The 21,780-nt window shown below is 38.4% G+C and carries 17 protein-coding genes and 1 tRNA gene; 6 read left to right on the top strand and 12 right to left on the bottom strand.

Features of this window, described 5'->3' with window-relative positions:
• Positions 1-59 precede the first annotated feature (59 nt).
• From dnaE to JW962_01030, 4 genes are all read right to left on the bottom strand, one after another.
• A complete protein-coding gene (gene dnaE / locus JW962_01045) occupies positions 60-3,608 on the bottom strand; it encodes a DNA polymerase III subunit alpha (protein MBN1373907.1) in 3,549 nt (1,182 codons plus the stop codon).
• A gap of 107 nt (positions 3,609-3,715) precedes the next feature.
• Positions 3,716-5,059, bottom strand: coding sequence for an FtsX-like permease family protein (locus tag JW962_01040; protein MBN1373906.1), 1,344 nt, complete (start codon positions 5,057-5,059; stop codon positions 3,716-3,718).
• Entirely contained in the window at positions 5,056-5,718 is a 663-nt protein-coding gene (locus JW962_01035) for an ABC transporter ATP-binding protein (protein MBN1373905.1), read from the bottom strand. The genes JW962_01040 and JW962_01035 overlap by 4 nt, the downstream gene beginning before the upstream one ends.
• 176 nt (positions 5,719-5,894) lie before the next feature.
• Positions 5,895-7,016, bottom strand: a complete 1,122-nt coding sequence (locus JW962_01030) for a tyrosine--tRNA ligase (GenBank protein MBN1373904.1) — start codon at positions 7,014-7,016, stop codon at positions 5,895-5,897.
• Between the two features lie 147 nt (positions 7,017-7,163).
• Here JW962_01030 and JW962_01025 point away from each other — a divergent pair, with 147 nt between their 5' ends.
• Entirely contained in the window at positions 7,164-8,285 is a 1,122-nt protein-coding gene (locus tag JW962_01025; GenBank protein MBN1373903.1) for a hypothetical protein, read from the top strand.
• A gap of 6 nt (positions 8,286-8,291) precedes the next feature.
• On the opposite strand, the gene JW962_01020 is transcribed toward JW962_01025, so the two are convergent.
• A complete protein-coding gene (locus tag JW962_01020; protein MBN1373902.1) occupies positions 8,292-10,346 on the bottom strand; it encodes a PKD domain-containing protein in 2,055 nt (684 codons plus the stop codon).
• Positions 10,347-10,449: 103 nt separating this feature from the next.
• Here JW962_01020 and mutL point away from each other — a divergent pair, with 103 nt between their 5' ends.
• Both mutL and JW962_01010 read left to right on the top strand, forming a co-directional pair.
• The gene (gene mutL, locus JW962_01015; GenBank protein ID MBN1373901.1) at positions 10,450-11,496 is read left to right on the top strand and encodes a DNA mismatch repair endonuclease MutL; all 1,047 of its coding nucleotides are present in this window, start codon (positions 10,450-10,452) and stop codon (positions 11,494-11,496) included.
• Between the two features lie 82 nt (positions 11,497-11,578).
• Positions 11,579-12,247, top strand: a complete 669-nt coding sequence (locus JW962_01010; GenBank protein MBN1373900.1) for a hypothetical protein — start codon at positions 11,579-11,581, stop codon at positions 12,245-12,247.
• Here JW962_01010 and JW962_01005 read toward each other — a convergent pair whose 3' ends face one another.
• Entirely contained in the window at positions 12,248-13,648 is a 1,401-nt protein-coding gene (locus tag JW962_01005) for a hypothetical protein (GenBank protein MBN1373899.1), read from the bottom strand. It lies immediately after the preceding gene.
• Positions 13,649-13,834: 186 nt separating this feature from the next.
• On the opposite strand from JW962_01005, the gene JW962_01000 reads away from it, so the two are divergent.
• Positions 13,835-14,593 (top strand): NUDIX hydrolase, encoded by a 759-nt coding sequence (locus tag JW962_01000; GenBank protein ID MBN1373898.1) that lies wholly within the window; start codon positions 13,835-13,837, stop codon positions 14,591-14,593.
• Here JW962_01000 and lexA read toward each other — a convergent pair.
• Positions 14,590-15,222, bottom strand: a complete 633-nt coding sequence (lexA, locus tag JW962_00995) for a repressor LexA (GenBank protein ID MBN1373897.1) — start codon at positions 15,220-15,222, stop codon at positions 14,590-14,592. The two genes, JW962_01000 and lexA, sit on opposite strands and share 4 nt — an antisense overlap.
• 273 nt (positions 15,223-15,495) lie before the next feature.
• Here lexA and JW962_00990 point away from each other — a divergent pair, with 273 nt between their 5' ends.
• Positions 15,496-16,002 carry a DJ-1/PfpI family protein gene (locus tag JW962_00990; protein MBN1373896.1) on the top strand — a complete coding sequence of 169 codons (507 nt, stop codon included), beginning with the start codon at positions 15,496-15,498 and terminating at the stop codon, positions 16,000-16,002.
• The gene (locus JW962_00985; protein ID MBN1373895.1) at positions 16,003-17,175 is read left to right on the top strand and encodes a glycoside hydrolase family 3 protein; all 1,173 of its coding nucleotides are present in this window, start codon (positions 16,003-16,005) and stop codon (positions 17,173-17,175) included.
• A 218-nt stretch (positions 17,176-17,393) separates the two neighbouring features.
• Here the strand turns inward: JW962_00985 and JW962_00980 are convergent, their stop codons facing one another.
• The 5 genes from JW962_00980 to JW962_00960 form a co-directional block, all read right to left on the bottom strand.
• Positions 17,394-18,497 carry a helix-hairpin-helix domain-containing protein gene (locus tag JW962_00980; GenBank protein ID MBN1373894.1) on the bottom strand — a complete coding sequence of 368 codons (1,104 nt, stop codon included), beginning with the start codon at positions 18,495-18,497 and terminating at the stop codon, positions 17,394-17,396.
• 99 nt (positions 18,498-18,596) lie between these two features.
• Complete coding sequence (locus JW962_00975) at positions 18,597-20,507, bottom strand: right-handed parallel beta-helix repeat-containing protein (GenBank protein MBN1373893.1); 1,911 nt, start codon at positions 20,505-20,507, stop codon at positions 18,597-18,599.
• Between the two features lie 27 nt (positions 20,508-20,534).
• Complete coding sequence (locus JW962_00970; protein ID MBN1373892.1) at positions 20,535-21,110, bottom strand: DNA-3-methyladenine glycosylase; 576 nt, start codon at positions 21,108-21,110, stop codon at positions 20,535-20,537.
• A gap of 181 nt (positions 21,111-21,291) precedes the next feature.
• A tRNA-Asn gene (locus tag JW962_00965) sits at positions 21,292-21,363 on the bottom strand.
• A gap of 55 nt (positions 21,364-21,418) precedes the next feature.
• Positions 21,419-21,640: a hypothetical protein gene (locus JW962_00960; protein ID MBN1373891.1), complete on the bottom strand. Its 222-nt coding sequence runs from the start codon at positions 21,638-21,640 to the stop codon at positions 21,419-21,421.
• Between the last annotated feature and the right edge of the window lie 140 nt (positions 21,641-21,780).

The following is a 21,780-nucleotide window of genomic DNA, read 5'->3' as shown; positions in this document are numbered from 1 at the left end:
ACACGAAATGTAGCTAGACAGTAACAACTTATTGCTAACTACAGACTTCTTTTCCCCAATCACCCTATAATTTCAACCCTATAACTATTAAACCAATCACCCACGGCAACACCCTGTTTAACAGGAATTTTTTTACCGCCGTTGCCGTCATCAAGCTCTAAAACAAGCTTAGCTTCTCCAGGATGAGCAGAAATAAGGTCCTTAAGCTTAAGTAGCTCGGTCTTGGGAGCATCTTTGGGAAGAAATATTTTTACCAGCTTTTCTGAAATACTATCACGCGAGGAATCCTTACTACTTCCATTCTTAGGTTTGATATCATTGGGGGAGAAAGATGTATTGTTAGAGGCTTCGGAAGTCGCTACCCCATCTGAATTATCTTCCAATGGACAACTATTCTCGTATTTACTAATCATCTCTTCTGAAATCTCTTTAAATGCATCGGCCAAAATACTAAGCTCATCGTTACGTTCGTTAATTTTGCCCTTAATAGCAACCATTTTATCTTCGGAGAGAATCTCTTTGTATTTTTTGTAAACATTTGGAAAAACAACAACTTCGATAGAGCCCGACAAATCTTCAAGTTTAACAAACGCCATTGGATCGCCTTTTTTAGTGGAAATTCGCTTTACATTAGTAATAGACCCCATAATGGTAACGGGCCTACCAACTTTGCCTACAGATAAATTGGAAACGTCGGTAATGCCACATTTAACCCTAAGCCCAGTGGTACGTTTTTGCGGATGGTCTGAAACAAAAATTCCAATAAGCTCTTTTTCCCAGGCGATTTTTTGCGCAGGGGTTGTCTCAACAGACGAAGGAAGCAATGTTTTAGCAGGAATAATCTTTTTAGTATCCTTACTACCACCAAAAAGCCCATTTTGACCAATACTCTTGCGCTCCTGGTCAGATTTAAATTTTTTGTAAAGAGCATCAAGAATTTCGAGATGACCCTGCCTATCGCCAAACTCATCAAGCGCACCAGCCATAATTAAAAGCTCAAAAGTTTTTATGGGAACGGTCAAAAGATTGGATTCAAACAAAAGATGATCGAGCGATTCAAATACTGTTTGTTCCTGGTCGCGTTTTTTTGTTATTAAACGAAGTGTTTTTTTACTAATTCCCTTAATTGTGCCAAGCCCAATACGAATAGCATCTTCCCCTTCAATTTTGTAGTCTACATTACTTTCATTAATAGATGGCGGTAATATTTTAATACCCTTTCTAAAACACTCATCGAGAATTTTGGCAACTTTTTCTTTGTCTGCAATTTCGGTTTTTAGAAGGGCCGCCATAAAAGCAACAGGATAATAAGTTTTAAGCCAGGCCGTATAGTAAATAATAATTGCATAGGCGGCAGCGTGCGCCTGATTAAATGCATAGTTTGTAAATGGAATAAAAAGTTCAAAAAGTTCGTTAGCAGTTTTTTTATCCATACCATTATCAACCAAACGTTTTAAAAGATCATCTTTCATTGCGAACAAAATGTCGGGTTTCTTTTTACCTGTAGCCTTACGCACAGAATCGGCTTCACCCCAGTCCATTCCAGCCAAATGAATAACCGCACGAATAATATCTTCCTGATACACAAGTACACCATAGCTAAGCTTAAGAAAATCCTCCATTCGAGGGTCAAGATATTTAATTTCTTTTTTACCCGATTTACGGTCGGCATACTCCTGTTGGTACTGGTTAGGACCAGGACGTACAAGTGCATTAACAGCGGCTACGTCAAATATATTTTCCGGACGTATGGTTTTTATTGTTTGTTTCATTACGTCACTTTCAAGCTGGAAGATGCCAAGAGTATCGAGCTTATTAATAGTCTCGTAGACTTTTTTATCTTTAAAATCAAGCTCCTCAAGATTAATGTCTTTATTATATGTTTGTTTGGTAAGTTTTACAGATTCGATAATTGTTTCAAGATTTGTAAGCCCAAGAAAATCAACCTTAATAAGTTTTAGCTCTTCTAATGAATCCATCTCGTACTGGGTGACCATTCTGCCAAGATCTTTGTCAAAAACAACGGGCACATAGTCAGTTATTGGGCCAGGTGTAACTAAAATTCCACAAGCATGAATCCCTGTGTTTCGAGCGGTGCCTTCAATTTGCTTTGCTACATCGATTAGTCGCCTTGCATCGGGATCGGTATCAATTAGTTGTGCTAACTCCGACACGGAATCAAGCGCTTTTTGAATAGTAACTTTTGCAAGCCCCTGCCCGGAAGGCGGAATAAGCTTTGCAATTCTGTCGACATAATCTAAAGGAAGGTCCAAAACTCTACCTGCATCACGAATCGAACCACGAGCCTGCATTCGTCCAAAGGTAATAATATGGGCAACTTTTTCGGAACCGTGTTTTTTAATTGCATATTTTATAAGGTCGTCTCGCCTATTGCTTGGTATATCAAGATCGATATCGGGAGCTTTGGGCCTAAGCGGGTTTAAAAATCTTTCGAACGCAAGGTTAAAATCGAGTGGATTTGCGTTTACAATTCCAAGTGCAAATGAAACTAAGCTACCTGCGGCAGACCCTCTTGTAGTAAATGGCAGGTTTCTTTCGTTCATCCAGTCGGTAAATTCGCTAACCATAAGCATGTATTTTGAAAAACCTTTTTGGGAAATAATATCGTATTCGTATTTTAGGCGAGCCTCTTCAGACTCTTCCATTTCCCGACCCAATTTTTTTGGGGCTCGTGCCCAGACAATATCGTGAAGATACTTGTCGGCATCACCTTTATACTCGTCGGGAACATAGGCGTTTGGAAGCACCCAATCGTGTGGATCAAGATCAACATTACACATATCGGCTACTCTAACGGTGTTTTCAAGCGCCTCTGGAATATCTTTAAAATACTCACGCATCTCATCCTCTTTCCAAAGGTAAAAGTCGGGAGTATCGGCCATTGTTAACCTGTTAGTGTCAGAAATTTTCTTTTTTGTGTTAATTGCCAAAAGTACATCTTGTGCAAATGCGTTATCGGCCGTAGGGTAATGGGCATCAGTTGTAGCAACCAGGGGAATTCCCGTGTCTCTTGAGAGTTCTATAAGCTTTGAATTAACCTTTTTTTGATCAAGCATGCGGTTTGCCTGAAGTTCAAGATAGTAATTACCCATACCAAAAACACCCTGATACCAAAGTGCAACCTCTTTTGCTTTTGCATACTGTTTATTAAGGATAAGTTGGGGAATTTCACCGGCCAAACATCCGCTTGTGGCGATAAGTCCTTCTTTATAAATTTCGATAAGCTCACGGTCAATTCTTGGCTTATAGTAAAAGCCTTCAATGTTGGCAAGCGATATAAGCTTTACAAGGTTTTTGTAACCTACCGAATCTTTTGCCAAAAGTATAAGGTGGTAAGGATCGTTATCAAGCTTTGCAACTTTATCAAACCTAGTGCGCTGGGCAACATACGCTTCCACTCCAATTATGGGCTTAATTCCAGCAGCCTTTGCCGCCATATAAAACTTGTGAACCCCAAACAAAACTCCATGATCGGTTAAGGCAACCGATTTCATGCCGGCTTCGGCAACTCGCTTCACAATAGAATTAAGAGAGGACAGCCCATCAAGCAAAGAAAATTCGCTATGTACATGCAAATGCGTAAACATCAAAAAGTCCGCTAATATTTGATAGTCCCCCTTACCCCAGGGAGTATATTACTGTAACTATATAAAAGTATTTAAACCCTGTCAAATTTTATTATGACTTACAAAATTTACTCATCTCTTAGGGCGGTAACTGTAGGCATTAAGGATGCCCTAAACGCCGGAATCGTTGTACCAACAAATGTTGTTATAAGTCCAATAAAATATATCAAAATAATACCTGCCCAAGGAAATCCAACAAAGAAAAACATCGGCTTTGATACGCTCATTTGCATTGAATTTACAGCAAGTGCATAAAACAAACTGCTACCCCAGAAAAGCGATAAAACAACATTAAAGCCAATTGAAAGTACAAGCCCAATAACAAATCCGACATTTGTTATTAATAAAGCATATTTGTATAGAATTTTCCTTATATCGGCACGGGTAGCACCAACAGCTCTAAATACCCCGATTTCACGTTTACTTTCCGATACAATTTTATTAACGGTGAAGAATACGGAGAACGCTGAGACAATAAGGAAGAATGAACCCAGCCCCAATCCAATGTTTCTTGTTATTTTTGTGAATTCATGTGTCTGTTCGACAATTCCATAAACAGGATTCGTCCATAGATCTTTGACTACTTTCTTTACGTCCTTAGGATTCTGTAATTTGTAGATACTCTTTCCCGCCGTAAGAGATAAAACCTTTGAATCCATAAGTTCAGACTTCGCCCAGTCCGGAATAATTAACGAATTGTAATATCCCATTGTATATAATGAACCAAAACCTGAATGGCTAAAACCTACAATAACAAATCTATTATCTAATTCCGTCCAGGAAGTTGGATCGTTAGTTTCATCGTAAGCCACATGACCCATAGCCTCGTAAGAAATCGAGATTTCTTTACCAAGATACTCTACGGCCAAGTCATGAAAAAAGTCATACTGCTCCCTTGAAGACATATCCCAAACGGCAACATTATTTTTAATATATGCCAGATCGGTTATAGGAATAATTACGGGAATTTTTCCATCGTATTTATCATCGAAACTATATCCTTCAGCTAAGTAATCATGTGCAATAAATTCAGGAACAAGCACGAGATTATACATTGTGAAATATGTGTATTCGGATGAAACCTGATCAAGCAAAGGACTAATACAGAATTCCAAATGATCACTAATACCGTCAAGTTGAGCTGTTCTCCCGATATATTCTCCCTTGTATGTATTTTCTACTGTCTTTTGAACCGATGAGTCCGCACTTGCATCAACGGCAACATAGTTTTTAAATGAAATTGTGTCCCTAAATATTTTCTTTAGTGTGTTGTTAACCCCTGTTGTTCCAACAAGAAATACAAGCAGAATAATTATACCTAACGATATCGAGCAACCCGAGGTAATTGTTCTTACTTTTCTTTGTTTATATTTTGTAAGCGCAAGCTTGCTTGCATCTCTGCCTTTTATCATAAAAGTTTGCCATCTACCATATTAAATATTCGACCTGCTCTACTTGCAATTTTAGGGTTATGAGTAACAATGATAACTGTTGTCCTATTTTGTTTGCTAATATTTTCGAGCACATCCATTATTTCTTTGCCTGTCTTTTCGTCAAGATTACCTGTAGGTTCATCGGCAAAAATTATTTTGGGATTATTAACAAGCGCACGCGCAATTGCAACTCTTTGCATCTGCCCTCCACTTAACTGCTTCGGTAAGTGTTTTATCCTATCGGCAATCGAAACAAGATTAAGTGCGTTAACTGCTTTTTCCTGTCTTTCCGATGTTATCATCTTTCGAAACATCAATGGAATTTCAACATTTTCACGAACATTAAGATACGGTTGTAAAAAGAAAAATTGGAAAACAAACCCTATTGTTTGGTTCCGATATGCCGCACTTTCATTATCAGTCATACTCGAAAGCGACTTGCCGTCAACGGAAATTTCACCGGAAGTAGGTTGATCAAGCCCGCTTAACAAATGAAGTAATGTACTCTTACCACTTCCGCTTGATCCCATTATTGCAACAATTTCGCCCTCAGCTATATCAAGATTTACATCATCGACTGCATGAATCCTTTCACCACCAACGGTATATGTTTTTGTTAAGTTCCGCGCCGAAAGTATTATTTTACCGGAAGGTATATTGGAGCCTGATCTTTGTTTTAATTTCTCGGTCTTGGAATCGGTAAGATCTGTAGTAATATCGTTTACAAAGGCAGTTATATCACCGGAATATGCTGTCTTTAGTTCCGTTTGTAATTGTATAAGTAACGATTTTGATATCATTTCAATCTCTTTAATTATCTTGTTACTTGATAGCTTTTTGTCATTTCCAAAAGTGCTTTTGCGTCGTGATCCTTTTCAAAATGCTCTCGCACCGGATCAAGTAATTTATTAATATAACCAATAACGGCTGCTTTTAGATCAGTTGGGAATAACTCCTTTTGGGAAAAGGCTTTCTCTAACTCATCATAAGTTTTGTATACGACATCTCCACCATATTTTTCCGGTCGTTCTACAACAAATCCAGCTGCCAACAAATCTTCAAACCCAACAAGATGATAAGCCTCAAATATTATGTATTTGCAGTATTCGAGAATCGGATTGTCTTTTATATCGCCTTCGGCACAGTAGGCATTCATTATTTTACGCTCTACATCTTCTTTTGTATCTGTCATGAATATTGCACTATCCGGGATTGATTTACTCATTTTCATGGCAATAGCACGCTCGATTGCATCCATATTATCTGCAGCGGGCTTACCTAACCCCATAAGCATATGATTACTAATTACAATAGGTTTAAAAAATCCAAGCTCGGGACCAACCTGGCGTGCAAGCATATTAACTTTACGCTGGTCCATTCCAAGCTGAGTAACTCGTGCATTTAGCTTAAAAATATCGGCAGCCTGCATACATGGATAAAAAATCTGTGAAGCCATAAGTTTATCGGATTCGCTTCGCCCCATTATTTGAGTCGTACGTAAAATTCGATTAAGTGTTGTGTTTTGAGCAACTTTCATTACAAGTTCCCAGTATAAGGGATCTTTTGCATGAGCACTTGCCCAAACAAAAGATACATTTGAAAGATCCATTCCCGAGGCTTTCCACAATTCAATAAAATATCTACCAACGGTTCGAATTTTTTCTATATCACCACCCATTTTTTTATTAAGGTAGGCAAACCAATCGGCCACATAAAACACAAATTTAAACCCTGCTTTTGTCATTTTATTGGTACTTATCGCACGCATTATGCCTTGAGCTATATGCATTTGTCCCGATGGTTCAAATCCGTCATAGCATACTAGATCTTCTCCTGATTCTAAAATGGGTTTTAGCTCGTCGGCACCTACTACTTCTTCGCCAACAGAAAGCACAAGCTTTAGCCGCTCATCAATTGTTAAGTTTGGTTTTGCCATTACAAGCACCACAAAGTTAATTGACAATTGTACAATAAATTAATCAATTCGTGTAGGGACAGGTCAGGTCTGTCCCGATCTATTCATAATGTTACCTTTTGCTAATATCAAACGTAAACATTATCACGATAACTTGATTATATAAAAATGATGGAAGTTAATAGAAGACAGATTTTGACCAGGTTGGGTGCCACTGTTGCTGCTGGTATGGTTACTGGATGCAGACCAGGCGTCGAGATCCCACCCCCTATCGTTTCGGTTCCAGAAACTGTAGCACCAACACCAACTCCCGAGCAAATTGTATTAGGTGCTCAAGTTGAGCGAACTGTAACCCCAGAAGAAATTCAAACCTATGCGGATGAAATGGCTAAACTTGCATCAAGGTACAACCTTCCTTCTTTTAGCTGGAGCTCGGAATTGTTAAATTTGTACCTTGCACAACCCCAAGAATTCTACGAAAGATTTGGAGTCACGGGATTTTCAATACAGGAGGCCATCATAGATCCTCGTGTTTGTGCATTTTCTTCGCAACTAGTTGACCCCAGTACAGATTCTTACCTTTTTACAAACAAAGACGGAATGTCTGTATCAGTTAACAAAATTGAAGGACTAGAGTGGATTATTATACTCGGACAGAGCCTACGTAATCCTGAAACAACATATGCGTACACGGACGAGCAAAGGAAACTTGCATTTTACTTGGTTCTATCTAATGAACTAATGAGATCTGCACTGCTTTTAAACTTTACCCTAGTTGCTAAAGAGTATTATGAAGCAAAATATAAATACTCTACTGATGAAGACTCTCCGGAAATAAGACTTGCCATACTTTGTACGTTAATGGGTATGAGTGACTTTACAGAACTTTGGCACTTTTTGGATGGATTCCCTTTCCTTATGCAAGAGCCTGATACGGAAAAGATTTGGCATGAACTTTATAGTGATCAAACGGAAGAACAGTTAGATCCAATACTCTCTAGAAAAGACAGTATATATTCAATTATTACAAGATTTACGCTTGTAAATAGGTTGCTAGACGGATCAATGGCTGCTGCGGAAACAAATCCTTTCCATATTACAGCCGACCAACTTCCCGAGCAGATATTCGACCGGCTATTTAATAACTATGATGCGTTAGATGAAAATAATATTCTAAATAGGCTGATTGCCGTATTCAGCGCAGGTACTTTTTCTTCGGTTGAAAACAAGCCATTAACTAGACGCCAACTTCTGGCAAAATTTTTAACTGGCATTTCGCCTAAGGCATAAAACAGATTAGAAGAAAGACCAGTCCGAATCCTTACCGCTTGCTCGCCTGGTAATTCTTACTACATACTTTCCGACAAACAGAGTTATATATGTATATGTTATACCCATTAAACCTACTGTTCCAACGACAATTCCTATATTTTTGGCTTTGTCCAAATGAGATTCTATCTGGGTTTCCTGCTCCGGAAGAATAGTCGAGATGACAGTATCAAGATAATTTCCATTGATATCCTCAATTCTAATCGGGATTTCGAATACCTGCTTACCCATATCTGCTAACGACTCCCTGTAAAAACAGATTGTAATGGTTTCATCATCAACAATAATTTCCTTAATGATCAAGGGATCCAAATCTACATTTACTCCGATCGCTTCTATTTTATTTACGGCTGAGTACGAGATTATAACTTTAATATAATCCCCTTCAATTTTGGAAGAAACTGTAGATAAAAATATATTTTCATTTCCTACGGGTACAAACACATTTGTGTCATCGGAATTAGCGCTTTGTCCATTATCATCAGTAGCACTATTATTACTATTGGTGTTGTTGGGAGATATCGAGTTATTGTTGGTCGAATCAGTATTACCACCAGGGATGGAGACAATAATTAAACCCTCTACAACCTTTGTTTTTGATATTCCTAGACTCTGGGTGGTCAATCTAACAGTATATGTTCCCGAACCGGTATATATATAACTAGGATTTGCATCGGTCGAATCTGTTATACCGTCGTTGTTAAAGTCCCATGCATAGGTTTGAGGATTATTTGTCGAAAGATCGGTAAACACTACCGTAAAAGGTGCTATTCCACTTGTATGATCTACAGAAAAATCTGCAACCCCGTCAATACTTTTTTGGTAATCAACTTCATCCCTTGTTATGCTCCAGCTGTCATTCATAAGTCCTGATACATTATTCTGATTAGCTATGGCATAATTTTTATTCCAGTACATAAAATATGAGGTCTGAGGTGCATATGTTTTAATGTTGTTTATTAGAAGCTGATTATCGAATACATACTTACTCGGCTCGTATCCACCACTGCCGGGACCAAATTCTGTTAACGCAATAGGCTTGCCTAAGGTCAAAAGTTTTGTATAACCACTAGAGCCAATATTGCTTATTACGCCATTCCAACCCTGACTTAATCCTTCATAATAATAGTAATCAAGCCCGACGATATCTACGTAAGCTTTCCCGGGGTAATAGTATAGAACATCTTTATAATCGCCCTCGTTTCGATTAGGAGAATAAACCCAAAGCAAGTTGTTTAAACCTTTTGTGTTAGTATAATAATTATATAAATGCTGCCACAAGGCTACATATTGAGCTTTGTCTCTATTCTCCCACCAAGTCCAATTACCATTCATTTCATGAAAAGGTCTGAACAAGACAACGACTCCGTTATCACGCAAAGTAGCAAGCCAAGCGGCTTTCTGATCCAAGTCTGCATGCCAATCATTGTAATATTGATTACCTGGCGTATATAAGTCTGACAAACTACCAATGTCCGACAAATCGCTACTCTCGCCACAGCCGTCATACCTAGGAAGTGTTCTGCACCCCCAGCTCTCGCTATCCATACAGTTTAATGGCACAGAGGTCCAAGGGTTCATCATGTGCCAACTTATAGTCACAAGCCCACCGTTATTACTATGTTCTATAAGCTTGGTTAACATGCTGTTTGCAAAGCCACAATACAAAAAATCTGCCCCAACAATTGCAGGATACTTACCCGATTGACTATATATACTCGTGATATAAGTATTGTATCGAGTCGGAAACAGATTATCGACACTAGCTCCAACAAACTGACCCGTAAGCACTCTATTTGCGGCTCGGGTAGGTAAGTCAACAATATAATTTAGTACCACCTTTGTTTTTAAAGATGCATTCGGATTTGAAGGAACAAGTGGAAAAGTCGCATTAGATGATATCCATCCTTTGTTTGTCGATATACCAAGCACACTATCTTTTGAGAGAATTTGCACGAATGACGAACAAGTGAAAGCTATCAAAATCCAGAAAAGAATTATCCACAAATGTTTTTTAGCCACAGGCCCAACTGCAGATAAATTTATTATATTATTATAATATCTTACAAGTAGAGACAGGTCCAGGGCTGTCCCTACCTATTTATATATTGTATAATGCCATCATATGGCAAAAATAATAAGGCTTCCACAACATGTTATAAACCAAATTGCAGCAGGTGAGGTAATAGAAGGTCCTGCTTCTGTTGTTAAAGAGCTATTGGAGAACTCGATTGACGCAGGTGCAACTGAAATCATTATAAGTCTAAAAGATGGCGGCAAGTCAGAAATAAAAATTGAAGATAATGGCGTCGGCTTTTCAAAAGACGATCTACCACTAGCCTTTGAACCACATACAACAAGCAAATTACAAGACATCTCAGATCTAGCTAAACTCGAAACACTTGGATTTCGTGGAGAAGCACTTGCAAGTATAGGATCAGTGTCCAAAATCACTGTAGAAACAAAAGAATCCGAGACTGATAACGGTACTTCTATTACAGTAGAACATGGCAAAATATCAACACCAAAAGTTACAAACAGAAAACCAGGGACTACAATAACTATTACAAACTTATTTGAAAAAATTCCGGCCCGGCAAAAGTTTCTTAAATCAACCCAAACCGAAATTAGAAAAATATCAGCCGAAATAATTAAACGCGTGCTTGTAAACCCCACAATCCGATTTAAGCTAATTCACAACGGAAAAGAACTATTCGACTTTTTACCTATTTCCGTTAATACCCACGATTCCAAGACATTCATTCATCCAAGCCGGATCGAAGATGTTTTAGGAAAGGAGGAAACAGAGTCTTTAATTCCTGTTTACACAAAGGCAGACTCCGTTACTGTGGGGGGAATGATTGGTCATCCGATACTTGCCAAAACAAATCAATCACATACATATATTTTCTTAAACAAACGACCCATATGGGATAGAGGTATTATAAAGTCGGTTTATGCAGGAACCAATAGATTTGTAGCTAACGGAAGTAAAATTCCTTTTGCAATCTACTTAACAATTGATCCAACTCAGGTCGATGTTAACGTACATCCTCAAAAACTTGAAGTTCGTTTTGTTAACCCATACCGGGTGTATAGCGATATTGAGCATGCAGTTCGTAGTGCACTTGAAACAGCCTTAAAAAAAAGACATTATCTACTCTTCATATAATGAGACCTCGCCCGAAAGTAGTGTAACAAGATTAAGAGATCTTGAGCCTGCAACCCACAATCCACTGAGTGCAAGCTCATCTATGCAAACATTCCAACACAACAAAAACCTTGTAAACCAGGCAATTGCATTTAGCCAACAACTTTTGGAATCTACAGAATCTTCAGACGATATACCACTCACAAACATTCATCAGTATATGAGTCGATATATCATATGTGAGAAAGATGACGAATTATGGGTTATAGACCAACATGCCGCTGCAGAGCGAATCCGATTCGAGGAACTTTTAAATGCATACGAACACATAGACAGTACAACAAGTCAAAAACTTCTCGTGCCGATTAAGCTTTCTTTTACTAAGCCCGAATCCATTATCGTTGAGAGCGTCTTACCACTTTTACAAAAGATTGGATTTACAGTAGATTTATCAAACGAAACCCTAATTATTACAGCCGTCCCGGAAACCTTAAAGTCCGGTAATATAACCGAAATAATAAAAGAGCTTATTGCTTTCACAGAAGATCAAAACGTTCTCGAAAATTATGTCAAAAATAAATATGAGGATATTATTGCAACATTTGCCTGCCATACATCACTTAGGGCAAATCAGCAAATAACCAATCCCGATGCAAAAAGCTTTGTCCGAAAACTCCTTCTATGCAAAAATCCGTATTCCTGCCCGCACGGACGACCAATCCTTTGGAAAATTACTCCGGACGAGATTGACTCCCACTTTGACCGCACCTAACTATTTGCTGTCCTGCGGGTTAGTTGCAGTAACCACACCTTGTCCAGTCGGTGTAATCGATTCTGTTGGCTCGGATTCAATAACAGTACTTGTGTCAACGGGTTGAGAAACAGGATTTGTGCTATCAGTAGTCGTCTGAGTAGTTGTAATCGTATCTGTTGATTCGGTGCCAACTACATTAGCTAAAGAATCTTCTGATTTTAATTTTGCATCTGATGCTTTTTTCCAATCATCAAGTAAAGAATTGTCGGTAGCTTCGGTTATATCCTTTTCCGTGTTAACACTGGTTGGTTCTTTTTCAAAGGTTGGACCACTAGGCAATACGGTTTGACTGTTATCATTGGTAGCACCCGGCTTGGGCGACTTCTTTCCATTGCCTTTTCCCAAAAATGAAGTTAAGACTGCAATACCGGTAAGAACCACGCCGGCAATCATATAATAAACACCCCATGTAGAAAATTGCCCATAAAACCAAGTTAAGAGACTATTAAGTACACTTTGAATATATGGCAGAAGTTTCCCTACAAACCCAAAACCTTCCAATCCTACAACTTCAACAATTCTTACAATTTTATATGGGGCTAAAGTACCTAATATAAAAAGAACTGACCCACCTAAAAAGGTTACAATTCCGGTAACAATTACGCCTACTCTAAATCCAGGAACCATAAGAATTAGTAAAAGTCCAATTACAATAATCGCTAATATGTAACCAATTAAAAATTGGTTAATAATACTAAATATCAATTGAACCCTTGATGCATCGTTACTACTAAGGAGTTTCCCAGTATTTACAGTTGTTGAATCCAAAATATCTTGCAACGGAAGATCACTCGACGTTTCAACCATATTTCTAAACTCCAATTCGAATTCATCAAAAGAAAATCCACTCGGAACACAGTTTTGTTCATAGATATTTTTTGCCGTAATTTCGACACTGGTATCAGTACATACGGGTAGACTTGCAGATTTTATTCTGTATGTGTCAATAAAAATGTTTATCAGATCATCTTTCGACTCGACAAGTTGCAAATTAATCTCAAGGTCGGGGGATTTTCCTGAAAGAAAGTTATAGGTTTGATCAATTGATGAGTTTGCAAGCTCGGCAAGCTTGGCTTCACTAAAGACTTTGTCAAAAATCTCCCTTGATTCACTGTCCGGATCGGAGATATTGTTTAGTATGTCCTGCAGGAAAGGATCTGCCGAAGCTTTATCCTTCATAATATCCACAAAAAAGTCCGGAGCCTTATTATATAGTGTACTGTCAGAAACAAGATCTTTTATATTCTGAGGGTTGGTAATATATTGAGAAAACAACACCATTGGTGTCCCTACAATGATTACTACAAGAAAAATCAAAATTAAAAGTGATGAAACAATCCATCTTAGTGTTTTTATCATTATTAACGTAATTAACTTAATACTATTCCAGTATACCGATTATATCGTTATTGTCAAAATAAATATGCTGCCGTTAAGTATAATTTCAGTTATTCAGTTAATGTTATTTAACAATACTAACCATAGATTTAATTTATTTTGATACAATCGCTAAATTAGGCAGTAATTTAAATTTTTTTATTAAACTTGTCTCCCGAGAATGATCCCAAAATAACTCCTCCAATTGAGCAATTAGATTCCAGTCGGGAATTATACATTCCTGAACTGGACATTATAGCAATCCTTGGAACAGACCAAGAAACTGCACGTGATAATTCAATTGGAAGGGATGATCCGCTTTGTTCCTGCGCTCGAAATGATTTTCTTTCCCATCAGTTAACACTTGCTCATACTCGTTATAATATACCCCGGTACGTTTTGGGACCAAACCCTTTTGGCTGTAATATTTTTTTTTACGCATCCAGAGACACTAGCAGTACTCCGCTTCCCATACAGATAAACCATCCTGCAATACTTATAGGCGCATCATTACCAATTTACCAACATGGATCTACTTTCTATCTTAGACAAAGACCCAACGGTACACATGCCGGAAAATACGAGATTCCCGGTGGTCATTATGATGGATTTTATGATGATATCGCAGGACTCAGAGAAATCCAGGAAGAAATGAGACTTACCCAATCTCAGTGTTCTGAAAGTCAACCTTTGGGAACATTTCTCGTAACACATGGAGGTACTGACTCAAGTGGAACACACGTTATTAGAAGCCACCTTTGTCTAACTTGGATTACATATCTGAATCCCGACAACTACAAGCCGCATGAACAGACACAGGAAGGTTGGGAACCATTTACGGTTGATCAGATAAGAGAGCTATATGCAAATGGTTTACTTACACCCTTTGCATATCTTGCATTTAAAGCAATAAATCAACTGGACTAACCTGCTAATACACTAACAACTTTTCCAATAACAAAGGCATCTTCTTCATCATGGATATAGATCGGTTTATGAACCGGATTACTTGATTCCGGAAAAAGTATGAGTATTGATCCTTTTTTCCTTGCAGTTTTTACAGTAACACCATTATCTATTATGGCAACAACAACATCGTTATTGGTAAAGCTTGAGCCCTTTGAAACAACTGCATATGAACCGTTAGCCAAAAATTCTGCACCTATTTTGCGCTTGTTCATTGAGTCACCTTTTACTTCTACCGCAAATAGATTTGTTATGGATGAGAGTAACCGCTTGTCAATCATAAGTTCACCAAGGTATTCATCCTGAGCAGTTACAAGTGGACTACCTGCATTAGCAAAGCCCATAATTGGAACAGGCAGAAAATTACCCTTTTGCATACCGACAACAACAATACCACGAGCATCACCGGAACGTTTTATATAACCCATTTGTTCAAGCCTAGAAAGTTGGTAAGTCACCGCACGTTTAGATGAAAATCCAAACTCCTCGCGAAGCTCATTTAACGAAGGAGCCATGTCATACCTGGTAACGTACCTTTTAATGCTGTTTAAAATCTGCATTTGTATTTCGGTAAGTATTTTTTGTGGCATTAAGATTTAGATTAATTTATATGTATCGGGAGGAAGCTTTATTATTAAATTAACTTGCTGTAAGGGCAGCTCCCAATAAAGCTTACCTCCCGCTTGTGACCTTTTGGGCGAATTTTTTTATCCTCTTTCCGAGGGTAAGCAGGCTATATCAAAAATAAAATTAGTTAAGTTTTACCCCAAAGGTGTAATTAACTTTACACCCGCTTTGCAAGTTTGTCAAGCCCTGGCACAACTAGTTTACTAATTGAAGATTTCTGCGTAAAATATCGTAATATGAAAAATGTACTGTTAGTTATTGCCCCTCAGGGATACCAACCCTTAGAATTTTCGACCACACTAGATGCGTTCAAAAACGCCGGTTACATTACAGAAATTGCATCCACGACAACTGATCAGGCAACGGCAATGGATGGTTCGTCGGTAAAACCAAACTTAAGTATCACCGATGTACACATCCCGAAATATGATTGTGTAGTCTTTATAGGAGGTAGCGGCACAACAGTCTATTTTAACAATGCAACAATTTTAAGTATTGCTGCCACTGCATATAAACTTGGGAAAGTTATTGGGGCAATATGCATTGCCCCAATAATTCTTGCAAATGCAGGAATATTAACCAGTATAGAATCCACTGTTTTCCCTGGAGAAGTACAAGCTCTTACAAGTAAAGGTGCCATATTTATAAATAAACCCGTTGTTGTATCCGGAAAAATAGTAACAGCAAACGGACCGACAGCAGCAATTCGGTTTTCCCAAGAATTAATTAAACTCTTAAAATAAGTGAAACCAAAATTTCTTAACGTTCTTAAGTTCGTAATTCCTTTCTTCTTATTGTTAGCATTCGGAACAATTGTATATACCGGATTAACAAGCCCCAACATATCAAATGTCTTACCCCTACCAAAATATAATGATGACCCGATTACTATTAGCAACTTTAGTAACCACTTTAACTCTCACTTTGACGAAATCAACCTACTAACCTATGAGGAAAGAATTGGACAACTATTAATTATTTCCATTGAAGGAACCACGTTAACTCAAGACACCATTAACCTTTTAAATGCTGTAAAACCCGGAGGAGTAATACTTTTTAAAAGTAACATCATGACAATGTCGCAAACGCAAAAACTAACTGCGGATCTTCAGACCTGGGCAGCAAACGCAGGACTTCCTCCACTTATAATTGCTGTGGATGAAGAGGGCGGAATTGTTGAACGAATAACTTTTTCTCCGGCTCAATATTCACAGGAGGAACTTGGAAACATTAACACCCCAAATACAACAATTGCAAACGCTCAAAGCATCGCAGATAATCTAAAGCTCTTAGGTATAAATACAAACTTTGCTCCAGTTGCCGATATTGCTTTCTTAGAAAACTCAATAATACAAAAACGCTCATTTGGAGCTGATCCGCAAAAGGTTGCATCCCATGTTGGTGTGACAATTGATACCTACAATCAAAACAATATTTTATCAACCGCCAAGCATTTTCCGGGTCACGGTAGAACCACAACAGACAGTCACTTACTCCTGCCGACAATCGATATTTCAAAACAGACATGGCTTTCATCTGACGCAATTCCATTTATTACTGCAATTGAACACGATGTTCCATTTATTATGATTGGACATCTTCTTTATCCACAGATCGATTCCAAAATGGCAAGCCTTTCAGAAGTATGGATGGAAGATATTTTACGAGGTGAACTCGGATTTAAAGGTCTTATTATCTCCGACGATATTAAAATGGGTGCCGTCGGACTTTCAATAGATGAGGCCGGATTACAAATGTTAGGCAATGGTTGCGATATATTAGTCACCGCACTTTCCAAAAATCAGACGATCGCACTTAAAAACTATCTTATTGCCAATTTAAACACATTAGTCTCAAGTCAGGAATTAAACCAACGACTCATCAGAATATTAGAACAAAAAGAAGATTTAAAATAACTTTGTATTAACTTTATTTTAAAAAAAATGAAAGAAAAACTTTTAAACATTGGACCAGTAATTTCTGAAATAATGGACAAAGCAAGCATTAACAGCTATGAGAATCTTAAAATAACCTTTAGCCTTGAGTCGGCTTATTAATAATCATTGTCAACAATTTGCAAATCTGTTTTCCGGAAAATTTTACTCTGTAAAATATCTTGTTACACGAACCCTATTTATACAGTTACCCACCGACTCATTTTATCAATCTGAAGTCGAAGCCCGTGAAGAGAGTAAAACGATTTAATCGGCGATTCACGCCTGATCTTGACCAACTTTTGGGCAGCTTGGGGCCCGATTCCGGGAACACGCAATAACTCAAAGTATGTAGCCGTGTTTAAATTTACGGGAAAAGCCTCGGGATGTAAGTTAGCCCATAATGTCTTGGGATCAATTGAGTCCATTAAAAATCCCGAATTATCGAAGGGTATTTCAACCGGCGCAAAGTTATAAAATCGCATAAGAAAATCGGTCTGATAAAGTCTATGCTCACGAGTTATCGATACGGGTTCATGATCTTCCAAAGGAGTCCCTGAAACAGGTCGAAACGCTGAATAAAAAACTCGTTGCAGTTTAAAGTTATCATAAAGAAATTTTGTGGCTTTTACTAGCTCTTTATCAGTTTCAATACCTGCCCCTACAACAAATTGTGTTGTTAAACTTGGTATCTTTTTACCGTTAAACTTTCGTGACTTCAATTTAGACTTGATTAGACTTAGTGTATGCAAAAGTCCACTTTTAAGCCGCTTATTAGGAGAAAGTACAGCCAATGATTCTTCGGTGGGAGCTTCAATGTTTAGAGAAATTCTGTTGGCAATATCAATTGTTGCATCAAGTGCGGCAGAGGAGGTTCCGGGCATAACTTTTAAATGAATATACCCACGATAATTATATTGCTTTCTTAGAATATTTGCTGTTGCCAGCATTTTGTCCATTGTAGCATCGGGTTGATTATCTAATCCCGAAGATAAAAATAAACCGTCAACCAGTCGGCGAGAATATGCACTTTCAAATGCTTTTGCCATTTCGTCGGGTGAAGCAGTGGTTCGTGCCGAGTCTCTATCACGCCGAAAGGCACAGTAGTTACAGTTATTAAGACAATTGTTAGTTTGTAACACTTTGAACAATCGGCACACATTCCCATTAGATGTCTTAGCATTGTAGACACCAGGAATATCTGTGGTTTGGCCAAAATCTTTTGGTCCGCAAGTATCGTACCTGGCCGATGGCCCAAGGATTGATATTTTGTCGTAAAGATTCATTTGTGTGGCAGCCTGCACACGTAGGGGTGTAATAGATATTACACCCGGAGTAGGGGAGTGTCAAGTTTTAAGAAATAGTTAATGGAGTATAAATCAGTTGAAAGATTAACAAACTTCTCAGCTCCAGTCCCAATCTTTTTTAGAACCTTGGGATCCAAATTTCCGTTCTCTATTTACAAAAAAATTTTTGATTATCTTATATCCTCCACTGATATCAAAAACTTGAAATAAGAAAACACATAATGCAATGAATAAGCCAACCGGAATATATTTCGCAATTGAAGTCGGTATTTTTCCCAATACTGTTAACGGAAGAGTACTTTTTTCTGCTCCAGTCGAACTTACGGAATCATTTTCTGGATTATGCTGACCTTCTGTGTCATCGTTGGAAGAATTTTCTCCATCTAATGAATCTATTTCAGCTGAAGAGGAATTGTCACTTTGCTCGGTTGGAGATTCACCGTTTTGCGAATCAGGTTGGGAATTGGGTACGATAGTAGGCCCACTGTCAGTGCCTGTATTCTCAGGAGGAACTACCGGGGTCGAGACTATAAGTTCGTAAGCACCTACATCATAGGCACTGCCTTGAGGCCGTGAAGTCCCTACATAATCATTACTTATACCAAGTGCCGAGACATTTAATCCTCTATCAAGTGCAGAGGAGGTCCCCTGCAAACGAAAATCCCCGGTCGAGACATTAATAAATGCCGGTGATCCGGAAAAATTTGTGCCAGTTGGAGCCACCTCAGTCCTTCCGTCCTCTTTGTAGTTTTTATATCCGTCAATCAAGTTGTATCCCGTAACTACTTTACTTGCGATAGAGTCTTTCACGCCTATCTGCCATCCATAATTCTGACTTGCAATATTGTTCTGAACAGTAACAGTCGATCCGGAAACAATTTGTCCAGTTCGAACATCTATTCCCCCTCCCCAGTCTCTCCCATTTCCGTAAACAGTATTATTTACAATAAAGATATTTTGATGATAGCCATATCCCCCGGGAGGATCCCATTCGGTTATTGAAATACCGCCATAGTCACAATTTCTTACAATATTGTTATAGATATATACATCTTTTAATACTCCGCCGGATTGCTCGGCGGCTGTAGCAATACCTATCTCACCTTTTCCTGCAGTACAATTAACAAAATTTGAATAAACACGAATGTTTTCCTGCAATATATGATATGCATCAATATAAATAAGTACATCATCGGTCATATCGTAAACGTGATTATGATGAACTGATCCATTTTTGCAACCCTGCTTAATATCAATCCCTTCACCACCGCCATCCTGAGCAACTCCACCATATACAGTGTTATATGAAACCTCAAAATTTGTACATTCAACAATTGATATACATTCTTGATTTCCACCATTTACAGCTCTATTTACATCCATACCTTTTACGGTGATCCGATCACAATCTTGAGCATAAATTCCTGAAGACTTTGTATTGTAGGTAGACCCATTTGAAAAGGTTACGGAAGTACTATTTGCACAATAAAAACCGAACCACGTTGAGTTCTGAGTCCTTATTCCGTTAACGGTAATTGTGCTTGAATTCTCAACAGTAATTAATGATCCCCAATCGTTAAAATTTATTCCGGTCCCATTGATAATTACGTTTTCGCCGTTATAATTTGATATGGATAAATTCGATTTGTTATTAATCGAGACACTCTGATTGTATGTACCCCCACGAATTTGAATTGACTTGTCGGACGATGCAACATTTACGGCACGCTGAATTGTTGCAAATGGTCCGTTGCCTGCACCCGAAGAACAATCGGGATATAACCCGGTGTTACTGTCGTTAGCACAACTACAATCGGCACCGACACAGCTGCCGGTCGAAACATAATAGGTCGATCCACTGCCGGCTCCTAAGACGTCACTTGAATCTTTTCTTAGCAAAGACTTTATCTGAGAAAAAGTAAGTAGCCATATTAAAAACCCAATGATTGCACTGGATAACACTAACAGAATGATTTTTATAAGCAATTTTCCAGGCTTATTCATCATGAATATAATGTAGACTAAATGATAATATTAATCAACAACAACAAATCGATATGGCAAGTCCCAACCTTTAAGGTTTTTACTAATCCCTATTCGTGGTGTACTCTGAATTTTAGAATGATCAACAACTACTCCCCTATCTTCGATCCATATTCTATTCCCAGTAACTGGTTCACCGTATAATTCTTTGGAAATTCCAAATGATTTGCAGAGTTTTCCCGGGGAATTCGTTAAATCTCTATTAGTTTGCACTTCCCTTCCATAATTTTCTCTCATAATTTCGACACCTTCATCCGGAATAACGGATCTTATTAATACGCAATCAGGAATAGCCTTTTTGTTTGTAGACACGCACAACATGTAGTACAAACCGTAAACAAGATAAATATAGGTAAAGCCTGGGCCTGCGTATAGAATCTCGGTTCTAGGTGTACGTTTATTGCCCTGAGAAACATTATCCACCCAGGATGGATATGCTTCCACTTCGGTGATTTGACCGGGGAGAATACCTTTTTCCGTCTTTCTTACTAGGTATTTTCCAAGAATCATAGGGGTAAGTTCAAGCGCCGGTTTTTGATAAAATGCTTGAGGTAGTATTGTTGTCATGGGTTGTTTAGAGAAAAGTGGATAAGAACGGTCGTGGAGTTCGAAAACCACGCACAAAAAAATACTCTGCGGGTGGGAGTCGAACCCAGCTCGCCACCTTAAGCGAGCTTAAAGCTGAATCTCGATGTTAATCGAGTGGATAAGAACGGTCGTGGAGTTCGAAAACCACGCACAAAAAATACTCTGCGGGTGGGAGTCGAACCCACGACCAACCGGTTAACAGCCGGTCGCTCTACCACTGAGCTACCGCAGAAGGATTAACACATAATGATATCTTAAACAACGTTAACTTTCAACCCTCAGAGTTTCTACCTTTTCCTAATCCTCATAAATACAATAGCTGCCAATATGCCCGAGATAAGATTTAAAAGTCCCATTGTGGTAACACCGGCATTAAGACCATCGTAGACGAGTACAGCAACTCCAAATATGTAAACAAGTAGAAAACCCTTATTCATTGTTTTTTCGTTGCTCATAAGCTGTAGTAACCACGCAAGAATTATCAGAACAAGTCCCGTGTAAGCCGTCATTTTGTTTATTTGACAATTTATATTCACCTCATTATCGAACATTCTTACAATCCCAACAAGTAGACGTCGGTTTAGACCCGCACCCCTCATCGCGAAACAACACAATTACGTTAATATCAATTACCCCTGCCGGTTTAAAC

Source organism: Candidatus Dojkabacteria bacterium (genome assembly GCA_016927995.1).
In the GTDB taxonomy this organism is placed as follows: domain Bacteria; phylum Patescibacteriota; class Dojkabacteria; order JAFGLO01; family JAFGLO01; genus JAFGLO01.
Note: the sequence above shows the minus strand (reverse complement) of the source record. Positions and strands in the feature narration are given on the sequence as shown.

What these genes read in the sequence shown, in the direction of transcription:
- dnaE (MBN1373907.1), bottom strand. Translation starts at nt 3,608, where the DNA reads ATGTTTACGCATTTGCATGTACATAGCGAATTTTCTTTGCTTGATGGG.
- JW962_01040 (MBN1373906.1), bottom strand. Translation starts at nt 5,059, where the DNA reads ATGATAAAAGGCAGAGATGCAAGCAAGCTTGCGCTTACAAAATATAAA.
- JW962_01030 (MBN1373904.1), bottom strand. Translation starts at nt 7,016, where the DNA reads ATGGCAAAACCAAACTTAACAATTGATGAGCGGCTAAAGCTTGTGCTT.
- JW962_01025 (MBN1373903.1), top strand. Translation starts at nt 7,164, where the DNA reads ATGATGGAAGTTAATAGAAGACAGATTTTGACCAGGTTGGGTGCCACT.
- mutL (MBN1373901.1), top strand. Translation starts at nt 10,450, where the DNA reads ATGGCAAAAATAATAAGGCTTCCACAACATGTTATAAACCAAATTGCA.
- JW962_01010 (MBN1373900.1), top strand. Translation starts at nt 11,579, where the DNA reads ATGCAAACATTCCAACACAACAAAAACCTTGTAAACCAGGCAATTGCA.
- JW962_01005 (MBN1373899.1), bottom strand. Translation starts at nt 13,648, where the DNA reads ATGATAAAAACACTAAGATGGATTGTTTCATCACTTTTAATTTTGATT.
- lexA (MBN1373897.1), bottom strand. Translation starts at nt 15,222, where the DNA reads ATGCCACAAAAAATACTTACCGAAATACAAATGCAGATTTTAAACAGC.
- JW962_00990 (MBN1373896.1), top strand. Translation starts at nt 15,496, where the DNA reads ATGAAAAATGTACTGTTAGTTATTGCCCCTCAGGGATACCAACCCTTA.
- JW962_00975 (MBN1373893.1), bottom strand. Translation starts at nt 20,507, where the DNA reads ATGATGAATAAGCCTGGAAAATTGCTTATAAAAATCATTCTGTTAGTG.
- JW962_00970 (MBN1373892.1), bottom strand. Translation starts at nt 21,110, where the DNA reads ATGACAACAATACTACCTCAAGCATTTTATCAAAAACCGGCGCTTGAA.
- JW962_00960 (MBN1373891.1), bottom strand. Translation starts at nt 21,640, where the DNA reads ATGACGGCTTACACGGGACTTGTTCTGATAATTCTTGCGTGGTTACTA.